General features: G+C 50.2%; 15 protein-coding genes. 1 reads left to right on the top strand and 14 read right to left on the bottom strand.

Translation table 11 applies throughout. The features are described 5' to 3' along the window. Positions 1–288: 288 nt before the first annotated feature. Entirely contained in the window at positions 289–858 is a 570-nt protein-coding gene (locus HZB62_10160; GenBank protein ID MBI5075509.1) for a hypothetical protein, read from the top strand. A gap of 35 nt (positions 859–893) precedes the next feature. Here the strand turns inward: HZB62_10160 and HZB62_10165 are convergent, their stop codons facing one another. From HZB62_10165 to rsxC, 14 genes are all read right to left on the bottom strand, one after another. Next, on the bottom strand, positions 894–1,217 hold the full coding sequence (locus HZB62_10165) for a hypothetical protein (protein ID MBI5075510.1): 324 nt from the start codon (positions 1,215–1,217) through the stop codon (positions 894–896). A gap of 36 nt (positions 1,218–1,253) precedes the next feature. After that, positions 1,254–2,531: a hypothetical protein gene (locus tag HZB62_10170; protein ID MBI5075511.1), complete on the bottom strand. Its 1,278-nt coding sequence runs from the start codon at positions 2,529–2,531 to the stop codon at positions 1,254–1,256. Positions 2,532–3,008: 477 nt separating this feature from the next. Next, positions 3,009–6,272, bottom strand: a complete 3,264-nt coding sequence (carB, locus tag HZB62_10175) for a carbamoyl-phosphate synthase large subunit (GenBank protein ID MBI5075512.1) — start codon at positions 6,270–6,272, stop codon at positions 3,009–3,011. 168 nt (positions 6,273–6,440) lie between these two features. Next, positions 6,441–7,046 (bottom strand): hypothetical protein, encoded by a 606-nt coding sequence (locus tag HZB62_10180; protein ID MBI5075513.1) that lies wholly within the window; start codon positions 7,044–7,046, stop codon positions 6,441–6,443. Between the two features lie 136 nt (positions 7,047–7,182). After that, complete coding sequence (gene carA, locus HZB62_10185; protein ID MBI5075514.1) at positions 7,183–8,328, bottom strand: glutamine-hydrolyzing carbamoyl-phosphate synthase small subunit; 1,146 nt, start codon at positions 8,326–8,328, stop codon at positions 7,183–7,185. Then, a complete protein-coding gene (locus HZB62_10190; GenBank protein MBI5075515.1) occupies positions 8,325–9,647 on the bottom strand; it encodes a dihydroorotase in 1,323 nt (440 codons plus the stop codon). The genes carA and HZB62_10190 overlap by 4 nt, the downstream gene beginning before the upstream one ends. Beyond that, complete coding sequence (locus tag HZB62_10195) at positions 9,644–10,567, bottom strand: aspartate carbamoyltransferase catalytic subunit (protein MBI5075516.1); 924 nt, start codon at positions 10,565–10,567, stop codon at positions 9,644–9,646. The genes HZB62_10190 and HZB62_10195 overlap by 4 nt, the downstream gene beginning before the upstream one ends. Beyond that, positions 10,564–11,088, bottom strand: coding sequence for a bifunctional pyr operon transcriptional regulator/uracil phosphoribosyltransferase PyrR (pyrR, locus tag HZB62_10200; GenBank protein ID MBI5075517.1), 525 nt, complete (start codon positions 11,086–11,088; stop codon positions 10,564–10,566). Before pyrR ends, HZB62_10195 begins: the two co-directional genes overlap by 4 nt. A 341-nt stretch (positions 11,089–11,429) precedes the next feature. Then, entirely contained in the window at positions 11,430–12,605 is a 1,176-nt protein-coding gene (locus HZB62_10205; protein MBI5075518.1) for a 4Fe-4S binding protein, read from the bottom strand. Positions 12,606–12,678: 73 nt separating this feature from the next. After that, on the bottom strand, positions 12,679–13,272 hold the full coding sequence (locus HZB62_10210; GenBank protein ID MBI5075519.1) for an electron transport complex subunit RsxA: 594 nt from the start codon (positions 13,270–13,272) through the stop codon (positions 12,679–12,681). Between the two features lie 12 nt (positions 13,273–13,284). Next, a complete protein-coding gene (rsxE, locus tag HZB62_10215; GenBank protein MBI5075520.1) occupies positions 13,285–13,938 on the bottom strand; it encodes an electron transport complex subunit RsxE in 654 nt (217 codons plus the stop codon). Continuing rightward, on the bottom strand, positions 13,916–14,506 hold the full coding sequence (locus tag HZB62_10220; protein ID MBI5075521.1) for an FMN-binding protein: 591 nt from the start codon (positions 14,504–14,506) through the stop codon (positions 13,916–13,918). Before HZB62_10220 ends, rsxE begins: the two co-directional genes overlap by 23 nt. Further along, positions 14,506–15,561 (bottom strand): RnfABCDGE type electron transport complex subunit D, encoded by a 1,056-nt coding sequence (locus HZB62_10225; GenBank protein ID MBI5075522.1) that lies wholly within the window; start codon positions 15,559–15,561, stop codon positions 14,506–14,508. Before HZB62_10225 ends, HZB62_10220 begins: the two co-directional genes overlap by 1 nt. 10 nt (positions 15,562–15,571) lie before the next feature. Continuing rightward, a complete protein-coding gene (gene rsxC, locus HZB62_10230) occupies positions 15,572–16,879 on the bottom strand; it encodes an electron transport complex subunit RsxC (GenBank protein MBI5075523.1) in 1,308 nt (435 codons plus the stop codon). Positions 16,880–16,885 lie beyond the last annotated feature (6 nt).

Raw genomic sequence — 16,885 nt, forward strand, 5'->3', positions numbered from 1 at the left:
ACGTCATACGTTGCTCTTGACTGCTTCTCTGTCTCGGTGATACCCTTCTTCATGGTGGTGGCTCCTTCCTTTGTTGTTTGGTCGCAACTTGAAAGGATACACCGCCTTCTATCTATTTACACACTTTTTGATTGTATCTCAGAAATTTATCAACCTTGGCTGCCGTTGTTGGGTGCGACGAAGAACAGACTAAAGATCATCTTATAGCTATTGGTGCTCGTGGCTCGGAGAAAAATGACGGCAAATGGGGGCTGATTTCTCAGCACCCGCTATCGGAAATCCAACGAAATGATGCATAACAAGCCCAATTACTCGACTATTGAAAAGCGGCGCTCCTTTGTCGTTTTTTTCATCTCTATGATAATTTTGGCGTGCATGTGCTCGGCCAATGTGCATGCCGCCAATATTCAAATTTTCAGGACAAATGAATTCGAGATTTCATATCCTACCTCTTGGCAAAAGCTTGAAGTGCGAAACCCTACAATGGCGGTTCTTATCAGCAATGGTACGTCAACTCTCGACATTAATGCGACCAATTTTTCTGGCAACAAAAATGAGTTTATGTCCGATATGAGAAAAAATGGAAAAGAGCAGATACAACTCCAGATGAGAAAACGCTTTCCAGATGCCTCTGTTGTGGAATTACGGGAGACATTTCTGGGCAGCTTTCCAGCCTACACGTATAAGACAAAATATAGCATCAAAAACTATGATAACGATATTTCCATTGCCAATATTCAGATATTTTGTATAAAAGATAGACGGATTTTCCTTGTCACTTTCGAGTCATTTGATAATGATTACGCCGCAAACCATAGCCAGTTTCTTGCCATTATCGGCAGCTTCAACTTCAGATAATTACCGCCGATATCTTCTGCTGTTATGCAAAACTGCTAAGGACACACAGACTTTGAAATCGCCTCCCAGAGCGAATCGGGTGGTATGCTTTTTTCCCACTCATAGCCAGAATCGTATCGTCTTCCCGCACAATCAATATAAAATTCTTGTTTAATAGCATCACATTTAACCCAACCCTTAATAAAATTTTTGTCTGGTCCGGTTTCAAAGCCAAGTGTTTTTTTTGAGCGCGGATAATTAAGAGTTTCAGTGTCAATGTAGCACCCTCTCCCTTTGTTGTTCATAACAAATTGCCAATTCGAAGCTGAAGCTACCGCAGTCGTCACAATTAAGAAACCTATCACTATTGCTGTCTTCATTGATCTACTCCTCCTTTAGAATAAATATATATATGATCATTTCGCGCACAACTTATATTTTTTATCGCAGCGATAACCAATTGGGCAGTCAGTATTAAAATTGCAGCCATTCTGGTCCATATTAGGTCCTATACTGTTAAGACTATGTGCTCGGTAAGTCGGCAATCCATATTTATCAACCTCTTTCATGCACTCACCCTTGGACTTTAGCGGTGCTTTAACGCATTTGTAGCCCAGTCCACAACTGAAATCACTGCTGCACTCTTTACTACTTTGACTATAAACATCCTGCAAATCTCCAGATTTGTAAGAACTGCCTATGCCAGATGGATTAGTGCTATAGTTATATCTATCTAATGCAGGAAGGCCATTGGACTGTCCAAAGCTTGATATCCCCGGTGTGCTGTTCGGCTTCTGGCATCGTAATTTGTATTGCGCTATTGCCTGATACCTTGCCATTATATCCCCATAGAAACCTTGACCAAGACGTATTTTTTGGCTAAACAACTGTTGTTCAAGACTTTCACACTCAGTGTCGTTACCAAGGGCATTCTGTGCATCAGTCGGATTTCCATATTTAGTCAAATCGGCATCTGAATATGCCGCAATAGTAGAATTTTCACTCTGGGCCGGTTGCTGAGCCAAAGGCTGAATACGATTAGAGGTTTGTTTTTTAATAACACCCTCTTTGATTACAGACCCCGCCATCGGCAGATCATCAATTTTGTTTCCCGCATGTAACCAGCTGTTGCTCCAAAGATCGACAATCTCATTTACAAGTAAGTTATAAAATAATTTCATTCTCTCGGTTTCAGTCTTACCCTCAAACTTCATTGCATGCTCAGCAAAATCGCTATTGGTCAGCTTTGAATAATTGGGCTGCTCATCATAGCCATCATAGATCAGAGCTGCTTCCTTAATTATGCGTACTGCATCACATGAATCGTATGTTCTGATTGGCAAATACTTCAAGAAAGGGTAGATCGTAATGCCGGTTAGCATCCGCTCAAGATAATCATTTCTCTTAGGATCTTGCTCCCTTAGAGTTTCGGTAAGATTCTTAAAATAGTCTTCATAACTTAATCTATCATTTTTCGACTGAGCATGAACCGTCTGAATGCTATCGAGCATTTCACCTTCAAGAGGCTTAATGATAGTTCTGAACCCACTTGGCGATATATTAATGGCATCTGTTATGGCTCGTTTGTGTAAAGCCTTTACGCAGTTAGAAGAGGCAGCATAGGAGTTAGACAAGCCGAATAAAAGTAAACATAGTAGTGATATTAGATTAATTACCGCTCTTTTCGTCTCCATCTATCCCCCCCGCTTTATCCTAAGATCAGCGCTCGATAGCTTCTTGACGTTAATATTATCATCTATGAGGTTCATTTTGGAAATGAACCTCATAGAGAAGTTATAAAAATTCGCTTTTTGATTCCTGCCTTTATGGGGCCGTTTAGAGCCACTCAATAAGCATGAGCGGTTGGCGACACCTGAGCCTGCTGGCAATTCAATGAAAACTCCAGGATAGTATTTGAACTCGGGCGGTTCATAGCTGCCAATTTGGCACAGTCACAGTCGCGAGATTCCCGATTGGTTTTTTCTTTATTTCAATTGCGATGAGATTATTCTCATCATGGCCACGCTTGTGTATGACTATGTCGGGAAAAATACGCCGCCTACCACCTTCAAGTCCTTTTCACAGAAGGATTCCACTCCACAAGGGAGTGCAAGCGGACGCGCCGGAATAACGAAGCATAGGACAATACTTCTGCATCTTTCAATAGCTGCCTAAGCGTCGCGGTGATATTCCTGTATCGACTTGATATTGATCTTCTTTTTCTGGAGCTGTTCGATCGCAGTAACGACTGCCTTTGCCCCTGAGACAGTGGTGGTGTAGGGCACACCATACTGGAGCGCACTTCGTCTGATCGACATGGAGTCCATCTTTGCCTGCGCCCCGCTTACCGTGTTTATGACAAAGACGACCTCTTTGTTCTTTATGAGATCAACGATATGAGGCCTGCCTTCGGTCACTTTATTGATCACCTCAACATCGTGCCCCTTTTCGTTAAGGAACTTAGCCGTGCCTTTGGTTGCAACGACCGTGAAACCTGCGGCATAGAGTCTGGTCACAAGGTCACAGATGCCGGGCTTGTCTTTGTCCCTGATGCTGATCACGATCTTGCCGGAAAGCGGGAGCTTGTTGTTGCTCGCTGCCTGGGCCTTTGCGTAAGCCCTGCCAAAGTCATTGTCTATGCCCATAACCTCGCCGGTTGACTTCATCTCCGGCCCGAGTATGGTGTCAACACCGGGGAACTTATCAAAGGGAAATACAGCCTCTTTTACCGCAACATGTTTTATCTGCACCTCGGTTGTTATGCCGAGTTCTTTCAGGGTCTTGCCGGTCATCACCTTTGCTGCGAGCTTTGCAAGCGGAACGCCGGTTGCCTTTGAGACGAACGGCACGGTCCTTGAACCGCGAGGATTCACTTCAAGGATATAGATCTCATCCTTTTTCACGGCGAACTGCACATTCATAAGGCCGATGACGCCAAGGTCAAGTGCAAGCTCTTTTGATTGTCTCTTTATCTCATCGATGATCTCTTTGCTCAGGGAATAAGGCGGCAATGAGCAGGCAGAGTCTCCTGAGTGGATGCCTGCTTCTTCAATATGCTCCATGACGCCGCCGATGATGACGTCCTTGCCGTCAGAGAGCGCGTCAACATCAACTTCTATGGCATCGTCGAGATATTTATCAACAAGGATCGGGTGCTCAGGCGATGCCTTGACCGTGCGCGCCATATAGTTCCTGATAGAGTCTTCGTCATACACGATCTCCATGGCCCTGCCGCCCAGAACATAGGACGGCCTCACCATGACCGGGTACCCTATGATATTTGCAGCAGCCACTGCCTCTTCGACCGACATGACCGTGTCGCTCTCCGGCTGTTTCAGGTTCAGCTTGTGCAGGAGCGTCTTAAAGCGCTTTCTATCTTCAGCCCTGTCGATCGCATCCGGAGATGTGCCTAATATCTTTATACCCTCTCTTTCAAGGGGCACGGCAAGCTTGAGCGGCGTCTGGCCTCCGAACTGTACGATCACGCCGATCGGTTTTTCCGCATCAATGATATTGAGCACGTCCTCGATCGTAAGCGGCTCAAAATAAAGCCTGTCTGCGGTGTCATAGTCTGTGCTGACAGTCTCAGGATTACAGTTCACCATGATCGTTTCGTATCCGAGCTCCCTGAGCGCGTACACGGCATGCACGCAGCAATAGTCAAATTCTATTCCCTGTCCGATCCTGTTCGGGCCGGAACCGAGGATAACGATCTTCTGTTTGTCTGTAGGCGCGGCCTCTGAATCAAAAAAGCTTGCAGGCTTGCCAGTCTGCAGGCTATCCAGCCTGTAAAACGGTCGTTCATAGGTTGAATACAGATACGGCGTATATGCGGCAAATTCTGCAGCGCAGGTGTCGACCATTTTATACACAGGCCTAATGTTATTATCTCTTCTGAAGTTCCTGATCTCAGCCTCCTGCAGTCCGAGGAGCTGCCCCAGTCTTCTATCAGAAAAACCATACTCCTTCGCCTGCCGCACAAGGTCTGCCTTTGCTGATAGCTGACCGCTGATAGCTGACCGCTTTATCTCTTCTTCCATCTCAATGATCTCTCTCAGATTGTTCAGGAACCAGGGGTCGATCATCGAATGCTCGTAGATCTCCTGAACGGTCATGCCTGTGCGCAGGGCCTGTGCAACATACCACATGCGCTCGGCGCTCGGGATCTTCAGTTTTTTCTTGATCTTCTCGAAATCCCCGGCAACTTCTTCAAGGCCGTAGCTGCCGTTTTCGAGGCTCCGCAGGGCCTTCTGGAGGGACTCCTTAAAAGTCCTGCCTATGGACATCGCCTCTCCGACTGACTTCATCTGCGTGGTCAGCAGCGGATCAGCCTCGGGGAACTTTTCAAAGGCAAACCGTGGGAACTTTGTGACCACATAGTCAATGGTCGGTTCAAAGGATGCAGGGGTTTCGCGTGTGATATCGTTCCTGATCTCATCAAGCGTGAGCCCAACTGCCAACTTTGCCGCTATCTTGGCAATCGGGAAGCCGGTTGCCTTGGACGCAAGCGCAGAACTGCGTGAGACCCGGGGATTCATTTCTATGATGATCATGCGGCCTGTCTCCGGATTGAGCGCAAACTGGATATTCGAGCCGCCGGTGTCAACACCGATCTCGCGGATGATCGCGATCGAGGCGTCACGCATGCGCTGATACTCCTTGTCCGTTAGCGTCTGGGCTGGGGCCACGGTTATCGAATCGCCGGTATGCACACCCATGGGATCAAAGTTCTCGATCGAGCAGATGATGACCACATTGTCCTTTGTGTCGCGCATCACCTCGAGTTCGTATTCTTTCCATCCGAGGCACGATTCTTCAACCAATATCTGACTCACCGGGCTGAGCTTAAGCCCTTTGTCGAGCAGCTCTGCATACTCCTCGATGTTGTACGCAATGCCTCCGCCTGTGCCGCCGAGCGTAAAGGCAGGACGCATGATCGCAGGGAATCCGATCTGGTCGATCGCATCGAGTCCTTGCTTCAGTGTCGAGACGGTCGAACTCTTCGGAAGGTCAAGGCCGATCTTGAGCATGGCCTGTTTGAACAGCTCTCTGTCTTCAGCCTTTTTGATCGCATGAAGTTTTGCGCCGATAAGTTCTACCTTATATTTATCAAGAATGCCGCCTTCTGCAAGTTTTACTGCAAGGTTGAGCGCGGTCTGGCCGCCCATGGTCGGAAGAATGGCATCAGGCCGTTCTTTTTCGATGATCATTTCGAGGACCTCGACGGTCAGCGGCTCGATATAGGTAACATCAGCGGTCTCAGGGTCTGTCATGATCGTGGCAGGATTGGAGTTGACGAGAACCACCTGATATCCTTCGTCACGCAGGGCCTTGCATGCCTGGGTGCCGGAATAGTCAAACTCGCATGCCTGGCCGATCACGATCGGCCCTGAACCGATGAGCAGTATCTTCCTGATGTCTTCTCTCTTGGGCACAATTACCTCTCAGATACTAATAAGTTCATAGGTAAGCTGACACAGTTCAAAAATCTCCCCTCACCCCTCTTTACCAAAGAGGGGCATGATACCTCCCTTTGACAAAGGGAGGATAGGAGGGATTTTCCAGTCGATGTCTTCATGCTTTTGAACTCCTTAGCATATACATTAGATTTTCAGAAATTCCTTTATCTCGTCATACACAGAGATCACGTCCTGCATGCTGCGCTCTGCAAATATTGTTCTGTCTGTTCCGTCAGCACGTTTGAGCTTGAGCGAGTAGAAGACCGTTTCTTCGCCGAACCCGGGTATCGCCGCATTGTGCTGCGCCGAGATCTTCTGAACAAATTCCACACCGTCACGGTTAATAACCTCTGTCTTCTGCGTATCTATCCAGAGGCTCGAAATATCTGCAGTCGGGATCGTCTCCAGGACCTTTTTTCGAATGCCGTACCGCGTTATTTTGGCCTTTGCTTCTTCCCTGTCTATCACGGTCTCAAGGAACTGCTCCCTGAAGACATATTTTCTGAAGAGCGGGAAGGTCCCGATAAACAGAACCATGGCGATCGCGTAAAACAGTATCTCCTTTCCAAAACTCATCACCAGAAAAAAATAGGCTATACCTGCAAGCGTAAAAGATGCGAGCCAGGACGAAAACTCCCTATTGTATACGCCGCTATGCAGCACGCTGCCCTGGCCGGCAATAAAGTTTGCTGTCCTGAAGACAAGCCTTGCTTCGTCCTTTGACAGGCTGTATGGTAACGCCGCAGTCACCGGTGGTAGCCCCTCCTTACCAAGGAGGGGTTGGGGAGGTTTTGGCAGATATTCCAATACCCCACCTAACCTCCCCTTGCAAAGGGGAGGACTTTATTAATCTGTAACAGGGTGTATGTGCCGGTCTGTTTCTCAATCAAGCCGCACCTTTTTCTATCATCTGCCTGAACTGCGTGAATATATGCGTCGAGTCATTGGGGCCGGGCCCAGCCTCCGGGTGGTGCTGGACAGAAAAGACCGGGAGTTCAACATGACGCATGCCCTCCTCAGACCCGTCGAACAGATTCCGGTGCGTCAATTCGACCTTGCCCTTGAGGCTGCTGATGTCAACGCAGTAGTTATGGTTCTGCGAGGTTATTTCGACCTTCCCTGTTGCAAGGTCCTTGACCGGATGGTTGCCGCCGTGATGGCCGAATTTTAATTTATAGGTCCTGCCGCCCAGGGCAAGGCCGAGGATCTGGTGGCCGAGGCAGATGCCGAAGACCGGCAGTTTTCCGATGAGCTTCCGGGCGTTTTCAATGCCGTATGTTATACGCTCGGGATCGCCCGGACCGTTGCTCAGAAGCACTGCATCAGGCTTCATTTCGAACACAGCTTCAGCCGGTGTCTGGGCAGGCACAACCGTAATATTGAACCCTGCATCAGCAAGATTCCTCAGAATGTTCATCTTTATGCCGAAGTCGTAAACGACCATTTTTTTCTGCTGTGCGAGACTGCTGCTGACTGCTGACTGCTGATTGCTGACCGCTGAACATGCCCATTTCCAGCAGCCTTCTTTCCAGTCATAGATCTTTTTTGTGGAGACCTCTTTCACATAGTCAAAGGCAGAGATGCCGGGATGGGCCTTAACCTTCTCCAGAAGCGCAAGCGGGTCTGCGCTGTCTGTAGAGATAATGCCCATCTGGGCCCCATGGTTCCGCAAATGACGCGTGAGCGCCCTGGTGTCAATGGCCTGTATGCCGACGATATTGGATCTTTTCATGTATTCGGTCAGACTTGATGATGACCGCCAGTTCGAGGGGTACTCGCAGGCCTCTTTTACGATAAAGCCTTCTGCCTTGATGCCTCCAACAGATTCGATATCCTCTTCATTGACTCCATAGTTGCCCATCTGCGTATAGGTCATGGTGACGATCTGTCCCTTGTATGAAGGATCAGTCAGGATCTCCTGATACCCGGTCATTGAGGTATTGAAGACCACCTCGCCGATCGTCTCACCTTCTGCGCCAAAGCTTTTCCCTTCGAAGACTGTGCCGTCCGCAAGGACGAGCAGCGTTTTCACTCCCATCGGTATATCCTTCCCTTTGCAATGGTGACGGCGGGCTGTGCCTTCAGGGTCCACCCTTCAAAGGGCGTATTCCTGCCCTTTGACCTGAAGTCCGCTCCACTGACTGTATATTCTTTGTTCGTGTCGATGATCACAATATCTGCGTCTGCCCCGGCTCTGATCGCACCCTTTTTATCCGCTATGCCGAGGATCCTTGCCGGAGCAGCGCTCATCTTTTCGACAAGCTGGCTGAGCGTAAGTATCCTGTCATCCACAAGCCTCATGCTCAGGCCGAGCGAGGTCTCGAGACCGGAAATACCTGAAGGTGCGTTGTCAAATTCTCCGGACTTCTCATCTTTATGGTGCGGAGCATGATCTGTTGCTATGGCATCTATCGTCCCGTCCTGCAGGCCGTCTCTGATCGCGTCCACGTCTTTCTTCCTGCGCAGGGGAGGGTTCACCTTTGCATTTCCGTTATACCCGACGACAGCCTCTTCTGTGATCGAGAAGTAATGGGGGCAGGTCTCTGCTGTGATCTCGGCAACACCCCGCTTCTTTGCCGTTCTGAGAAGTTCGACCGAGCCTGCTGTTGAGACATGGGCAATATGGAGCCTGCCGCCGGTGAGTTCGGCAAGAGCAATGTCCCGGCTGATCATGACCTCTTCTGCCTGGGCAGGGATGCCTTTCAGTCCGAGGGTAATCGAAAGGAGCCCTTCATTCATCACGCCGCCCGCTGCCAGGGACATATCTTCAGCATGGGATATGATGAGGGCCTTTCTGATCCTCGAATACTCGAGGGCCCTTCGCATGAGAAGGCTGTCCATTACCGGCCGCCCGTCATCAGAGAAGGCTACGCAGCCGGCATCGTACATCATGCCAAGTTCTGCCAGTTCCTCACCCTTCTGGCCCTTGGTGATGGCGCCGATCGGGAATATGGTGCAGGAGCCCTCCTGTATCGCCTTTCTGAGGATAAACTCGGTAATACCAGGGTTATCATTCACCGGGTTCGTGTTCGGCATGCAGCAGACCGACGTGATACCTCCCCTGACAGCCGCTTCAGTGCCGGTCTTTATGGTCTCTTTATATTCGAACCCCGGCTCCCTCAGATGCACATGCATGTCAACAAGGCCGGGCATAACGATCATGCCGGATGCATCGATGATCTCCTGTTCAGGGTTCTGGGTTCGAGGTTCTGAACTGTTCGCTTGCCCTTTGCCTCTTGCCTTTAGCCGCTGCAGTTCCTTTATCTTCCCGTCTTCAATGAGGATGTCGCAGATCTCATCTATCTTCCGGGTCGGGTCAATGAGATGTCCGTTCTTTATGAATATCTTCATGCCTTTACTCCTGAGACAAGATAAAGCACTGCCATGCGTACAGCAATGCCGTTGGTCACCTGGTCCAGGATCACGGAACGGCTACTGTCAGCAACCTCTGATGCTATTTCGATGCCGCGGTTCATGGGGCCGGGATGCATGATGATCACATCGTCTTTTGCCCGGGAAACCCTTGCAGCGGTCAGCCCCCAGTTCCTGAAATATTCGTGGGTAGAAGGGAAGAAGCCCCTGCCCTGCCGCTCAAGCTGGATCCTGAGCATCATGATCACATCAGCGCCCTCAAGTCCTGCATTCATATCAAAGTACACGCGCACGCCGAGGTCTTTCAAATAGTCAGGCACAAGCGTCGGAGGACCGATGAGCCGTACCTTTGCGCCCATCTTGATAAGGGCGTAGATATTTGATTTGGCGACCCTGCTGTGGAGGATGTCTCCCACGATGGCGACTTCAAGACCCTGTATTCTGCCCTTCTTCTCTTTCATGGTGAAGAGATCGAGCAGGGCCTGCGTCGGATGCTCATTAGTGCCGTCACCCGCGTTGACCACAGAGGCATCGATATTCCTTGCAAGAAAATGCGGTGTGCCCGAACAGTTATGTCTGATCACGACAATATCCGCGCCAAGCGCCAAAACGGTCTTTGCCGTATCGAGCAGGGTTTCTCCCTTCACAACGCTGCTCGTTGAAGTCGCTATATTGATAACATCGGTGCTGAGCCTTTTTGCCGCAACCTCAAAGGATGTGCGCGTCCGCGTGGAAGGTTCATAAAAAAGATTCACCGTGGTCTTGCCCCTGAGTGCAGGCACCTTCTTGATGTCCCTGCCTAACACATCCTTGAACCCTGCTGCTGTCTCAAGGATAAGTTCGATCTCCTCAGGGCTGATATCCTTGATGCTGATAAGGTCCTTGGAGCTGAGGCTCATTCGAGCACCACCCTGTCTTCCTCTCCGTCCTCGAGCAACTCGACCTTTACGGTCTCATTCATCGAGGTCGGGATATTTTTGCCCACATAATCAGCCTTGATCGGCAGTTCCCTGTGCCCTCTGTCCACCAGCACGGCAAGCTGTATCGCTGCAGGCCTTCCGAGGTCCATGACCGCGTCCATGGCAGCGCGGATCGATCTGCCGGTAAAGAGTACATCGTCCACAAGAACAACTTTCTTGTTATTGATCTCACAGGGGACCTGGGTCCTGCGGACCACAGGCTGGTCCTTCCGGACATTCAGGTCATCGCGGTACAGAGATATGTCAAGGGTGCCGACCGGGAGGTCGCTCCCTTCAATTTCCCTGAGCTTTGCACTCAACCGATGCGCTATGTGCACGCCGCCGCGCTGGATGCCGACAAGGCAGATGGTCTTGATGCCCTTATTCCTTTCTATGATCTCATGGGCCATCCGCGTTACAGCGCGTTCCATATCTTTTTTGTCCAGGAGCTCTTTAGACATGGGAAATACCGTAATGGGTAATGGGTGATGAGTAATGGAAAAGGCAGTGATGAGTTATGAGTAATGCGTGATGAGTTGAGGAAAAAAAGGGAATACGTGCCTGTGGATTTTTCGAGGCGGAAGAGAAGGGTTCTTTGTTGCGAATGCAGCTCACGCTGACTCCTTTGCTTTTAGCCTCACAGGGCTATTCTTAAAGCGTAGCTATTAAACCACAGCTGATAAAACGATGTCAATTACTACAGCATGATCGTGCGCACGGAAAATGCTGCTAATTCAGCCCGAGCTGACCGCCTCACTATCCGTAATGTCCGGCTGACCTGACCGAGCAGTAACACCCTGCTTTATGCTGCCGGCGCTGCAGCTTCTGCCTGTTTCGCCTTCTTTGCAGCGGCTGCTGCGAATACTTCCTGCGCATTGAACGTGCCGTCTATTGCCTGTGTCGGACACTTTGCCGTGCAGATGCCGCAGCCGATGCACTTTACCTGATCGATCGAATGTTTCTTCTTCAATTCTCCGGCAGGGGCATCCACAGGGCACACCTTTGTACAGATCTGGCAGCCGATGCATTTGTCGGTAATAAATGCCTTTGGACGCACAGGCAGAAGATCAACAATAGCCTTGGTCGGGCACTTGGGTACGCAGAGGCCGCAGACCTTGCACTTATTGATATCGATGCGCGAGAAATTATTTTGTATGGACGGAGCGTCGAACGGACAGACCTTTACGCAGGCGCCGCAGGCAATACAGCCAAGGTCGCAGTTCTTTCTTGTCTCTCCGCCTTTGTCCCTTGAGTGGCAGGCAACAAGCACCATCCTGGATGCAGGAAGGACCTCGATGACCTTTTTGGGGCACGCCTGCTCGCATTTTCTGCAGCCGGTGCATTTTGTGATGTCAACGACCGGAAGACCTTCATTGCCCATATGCAGCGCATCAAAAGGACATACCCTCGTGCAGGTGCCGTATCCGAGACAGCCATTGGCGCAGGATTTGTCTCCGCCCCCCGCAAGCACTGCTGCCCTGCAGTCAATAACACCCTCGTAGATAAACTTCCTTCTTGATCTGCTGGTCGAGCCCTGGCACATGATGCGCGCAAATATCGGCTCCCTTAAATCTGCCTTCTTCCCGGTAATCAGCGCGACCGCCTCAGCGCCTTTAGCACCGGCAGGGGTACAAAGATTCGGTGCGACATCCGCGTTTTTGACCACAGCCTCGGCATACTGCTCGCATCCTGCATAGCCGCAGGCTCCGCAATGAGCATGGGCAAGCACGTCCAAAACTTTCTCTACCCGCGGATCGACCTGCACAGCAAATCTCTTCGCGGCAATGGCAAGGCCAGCGCCAAAGACCGTCCCGAGACCTGCCAGGAAGACGAGCGTCCATTTAACGAGCGGTATAATATCGACCGTCTCTTTTGCCTCGATCCCACCGCCGACACCGGCAAAGGCAACAGCAGCAAAAAGCAGAATCAGGAAGATGGCTGTCAGGCCAATCTTCTTGTTATTAAATCCTGTAGACATAATTATTGGCTCCTTCTTTTCCATTGTATCTTGCAGCACTCATTACTCATCACTCTTAACACATCACGGTCTCTTACAGTGTAATGAGACCTGAAAATCCGGTGAATGCAAGGGCTATCAGGCTGGTTACCACGAATGCCATAGGAAGCCCTTTGAATGCTACAGGAACATCCGCAAGCTCGAGTTTCTCACGGATGCTTGCCATAATTACCAGGGCCAATCCGAATCCCAGGCCTGAACCAAGGCCAAAGGCAAGGCTCTGAATAAAGGTATATTTTTCACCCGCGTTTATCAGAGGGACAGCAAGGATGATACAGTTTGTAGAGATCAGGGCAAGATAAATACCGAGCTTGTAGTAAAGACCGGGAGATACCTTTCTCATGATCGTATCCGATGCCTGGACCAATCCGGCGATAATGCCGATAAAAACAATAATCTCCAGGTATGAGATTTCAAGAGGGACCATCACCTTGGTGTACACAACCCAACTGAGTGCTGCACTGATCATCATAACCGCAGTAAAGGTGATGCTCATGCCGACCGCTGTCTCCATCTTCTTCGATACGCCAAAGAAGATGCAGAGGCCGAGGAACCGCGTAAAGACGAAGTTATTAATGAGCGATGCAGAGACGATAAGCTCAAAATATTTAATGAAGTCGCTTTCCATTGTTATCTCCTTCTAATGCGAAACCGCGCCCTTCTTCATATACCGGATATCGATCCAGTTGAAGAGGGCCATGAGTATCCCGACCGCAAGGAACCCGCCTGCAGGCAGGACCATGATCAGGACAGGCTTTGTGTTGATAAAGGTAAAAACATGCTGGGTCGAGAGGCCCGTCGGAACGGTCAGCGTTCCCTTGCCGACCAGTTCCCTGAAGAAACTGATCACCGTAAGCGCGAACAAAAATCCGACACCCATGCCGAGCCCGTCAACCATGGACGGGACAATGCTGTTTTTTGACGCGAACATCTCTGCTCTTGCCAGGATCGACGCAAAAGCAACGATCAGCGCAATGTACAGACCCACCTTGGCATAAACATCCGGGACAAAAGCTGCCATAAGCATCTGGGTTATGGTGACCCAGCCGGAAATGACCAGCATGAAGATCGGCAGCCTTACTTTGGGCTCTATGATCTTTCTCATCAGGGAGATGGTTATATTCACCATGGTCTGGACAAACAGCACTGCCAGTCCCATAAATATCCCGTTCTTCAGATTGTTCGTAACAGCGATCGAAGGGCAGAGGCTCAGTGCGAGCTTGAAGATCGTATTCTCTTTAATGATCCCGTTAAGGAACAGGTCCTTGAGATTAATTGTGCTTGTGCTCGACATCTTTATTGCCTCCTTCCTTGATCGTCTTGATGAGAAATGCTACACCGTTTTTGACAGCGTCCTCAGAGACCGCACGGGTTGAGATCGTAGCACCTGAGATGGCCTGAATATATTCCGTTGTTTCGGTCTTCAGGACTTTCAGGTGATCAATGTCCTTGCCCGCGAACTGGTTCTTGAAGGAATCGGTCTCGATCTCATCTCCGAGTCCCGGCGTCTCACCATGACCGAGTATATTGATCTTCTGCACCTTGAAATCTTTGTCCACAGCAATGAACGTATTGATATAGCTTGAATACCCTTTACCAAAGGATTGGATCACATATCCCGCGATTTCGCCGTCTTTTTGGGCCTCGAAGTATTTGGCGTGCTTGTCATGGATCGTCCAGTCTCCCAGTTTCCTGAAATCAGCGCCGGGGATCAGGAGCTTCAATGCGTCCTGCTCAGCCTTTTCGTTGTTTCTGAATACTTTCGGCGATGCATTCGCATACACAAAGGCGAGAATGAACCCGCCGATGAGATACACGACAACGAGGTTTAAGGTTATCTTGAAAATGTCCTTGCCGGTCATTACTTGCTCTCCTTTGCCTTTTCCTGCTTCACCGCACCGAAGACCTTTGCCTGGAAGCTGCGGTCGATCAGGGGAGCAAAGCAGTTCATGATAAGTATCGCGAACATGACGCCTTCGGGAAACCCGCCTTTCAGCCGGATCAGCATGGTCAGAAAGCCACAGCCGATACCGAAGAGGATCTGTCCATTACGGACAGACGGCGAAGTGACATAGTCTGTTGCCATGAACCAGGCGCCCAGCATCAGGCCGCCGCTCAAAAGGTGAATGACAGGATCGCCGGCCATCAGGATCATCTTGCCGGTCGCAGGGTCCTTGCCGCCAAATACATATGCCATCACCGCAACCGTACCGAGAAATGACACAGGGATATGCCAGGTTATATATTTCTTGTACAGGAGGAAAAGGCCACCGATCAGGATGGCAATGGCCGAGACCTCGCCGATCGAGCCTGCCCTGTTGCCGGTCAGGAGATGCATATACAGGTTCATCTTATCGCCGAACACCTCTATCAGTTTGGCTATGCCTTCTTCCTTTAATATGCCGAGCGGGGTCGCTGTTGTCTTTGCGTCCATGGCAAGAAATGCGACAGCCGGCTCGTTCCAGATGGTCATTGCCTTTGGCCAGGATATGAGCGCAAACGCCCTTCCTATCAGCGCAGGGTTAAAGACGTTGAAACCAAGACCGCCGAAAAGCTGCTTGGTTATGACGATTGCCACAAATGATGCGATGACCGGAACATGGACCGTGAATGGCGAGAACGACCAGAGAGATGCCGGCATGTTCATGCCGAGAAGCAGGCCGGTAAGAAAGGCGCTGCCGTCGCCCACAACCGTCTTCTTGCCGACCATCTTCATGTACCACTGCTCAGAGACCATACAGCTGATGACGCAGAGCGCTGTAACGAAGAGCCCCTTGAGGCCGAAAAAATAGATGCCTGCAAGCATGGCAGGCATAAGCGCTATGCTCACGGTCCACATGATGCGGCTTGTGGTCTCGTCGCTTCTGACATGGGGACTTACCGATACGATCAATTGTTCTTTTTTTGTTGCCTCCATCTATATCTCCTTACGGCTTTACCATAGATTTCGCTAATCTTACGAGCTGAACGATCGGCCTCTTTGAAGGGCAGACATACGCACAGGAGCCGCATTCAAAACAGTCGAACAAATTATATGTCTTTGCCTCTTCATAAAACCCTTTTTCCGAGAGCACGCTCAGCATCGACGGCATCAGCCCCATGGGACAGATGTCAATGCATCTGCCGCACCGGATGCAGGGGCCGTACTCCGCCGTATGCGTAACAATCTCTTCCGGCAGTACAAGGATGCCGGATGTGCCTTTTGTTACAGCCACGTCAAGAGAAGAAAGGGCAAAGCCCATCATCGGGCCGCCTGAAATGACCTTTGCAACGCCATCCCTGAACCCGCCGCATTCTTCCACCAGATCGCCGACCTTGGAACCGATCCTGGCCATGAGGTTCTTCGGCTGCTTTATGCCTTCACCGGTCACGGTCACGACCCTTTCGATCAGGGGCTTGCCATACCGCGCAGCTTCATAAATTGCAAGCGCTGTGCCCACATTCTGGACTACAACACCGACATCCATGGGCAGAGCCCTTGGCGGAACTTCGCGGCCAAGCGCTGCCTTGATAAGCATCTTTTCTGCGCCCTGGGGATATTTCACCTCACAGGTAATAATGCTGATCCCTGATTCACCTGCGGCAGCTTCCTTCATCTTTGCTATGGCATCAGGTTTGTTATCCTCTATGCCGACATAGCCTTTCTGTACACCGCGGATCTTCATCGTGATCTTAAGACCTTCGATTATCTCTTTCGGCTTCTCGAGCATAAGCCGGTAGTCTGCCGTAAGGTAAGGCTCGCACTCTGCGCCGTTCAGCAGGATCGCATCGATCGTCTTTTCCTTGGGTGGGGACAGTTTCACCACGGTCGGGAATGCTGCTCCGCCCATGCCGACAATGCCTGCTGCCTTGACCTTTTCTTTGAGCTCATCAGGAGACAGGCTCATATAATCAGGATTATCTTTGAGCGCTGTCCATTCTTCTTTGCCGTCATTCTCTATGACAATAGAATTGATCATCCTTCCCATGGCATTCGGGAATTCGCCGACCGCCACCACCTTGCCGGAAACAGAGGCATGAACAGGCGATGAGACAAAGGCTGAAGCTTCTCCCACAACCTCTCCCTTCTTCACTTCCTGGCCGATCGATACGACAGCGTTGCAGGGTGCGCCGATATGCTGACTGAGAGGAATAACCACGATCTTGGGGGCTTTTGCATCAATAATAGGTGAGTTGGCCGCTAATTCTTTTTTGTCGGGCGGATGTATCCCGCCTTTAAACGTTGCTGTGCCCATTATGAA

It is taken from the genome of Nitrospirota bacterium (genome assembly GCA_016214855.1).
Lineage (GTDB): Bacteria > Nitrospirota > Thermodesulfovibrionia > Thermodesulfovibrionales > UBA6898 > UBA6898.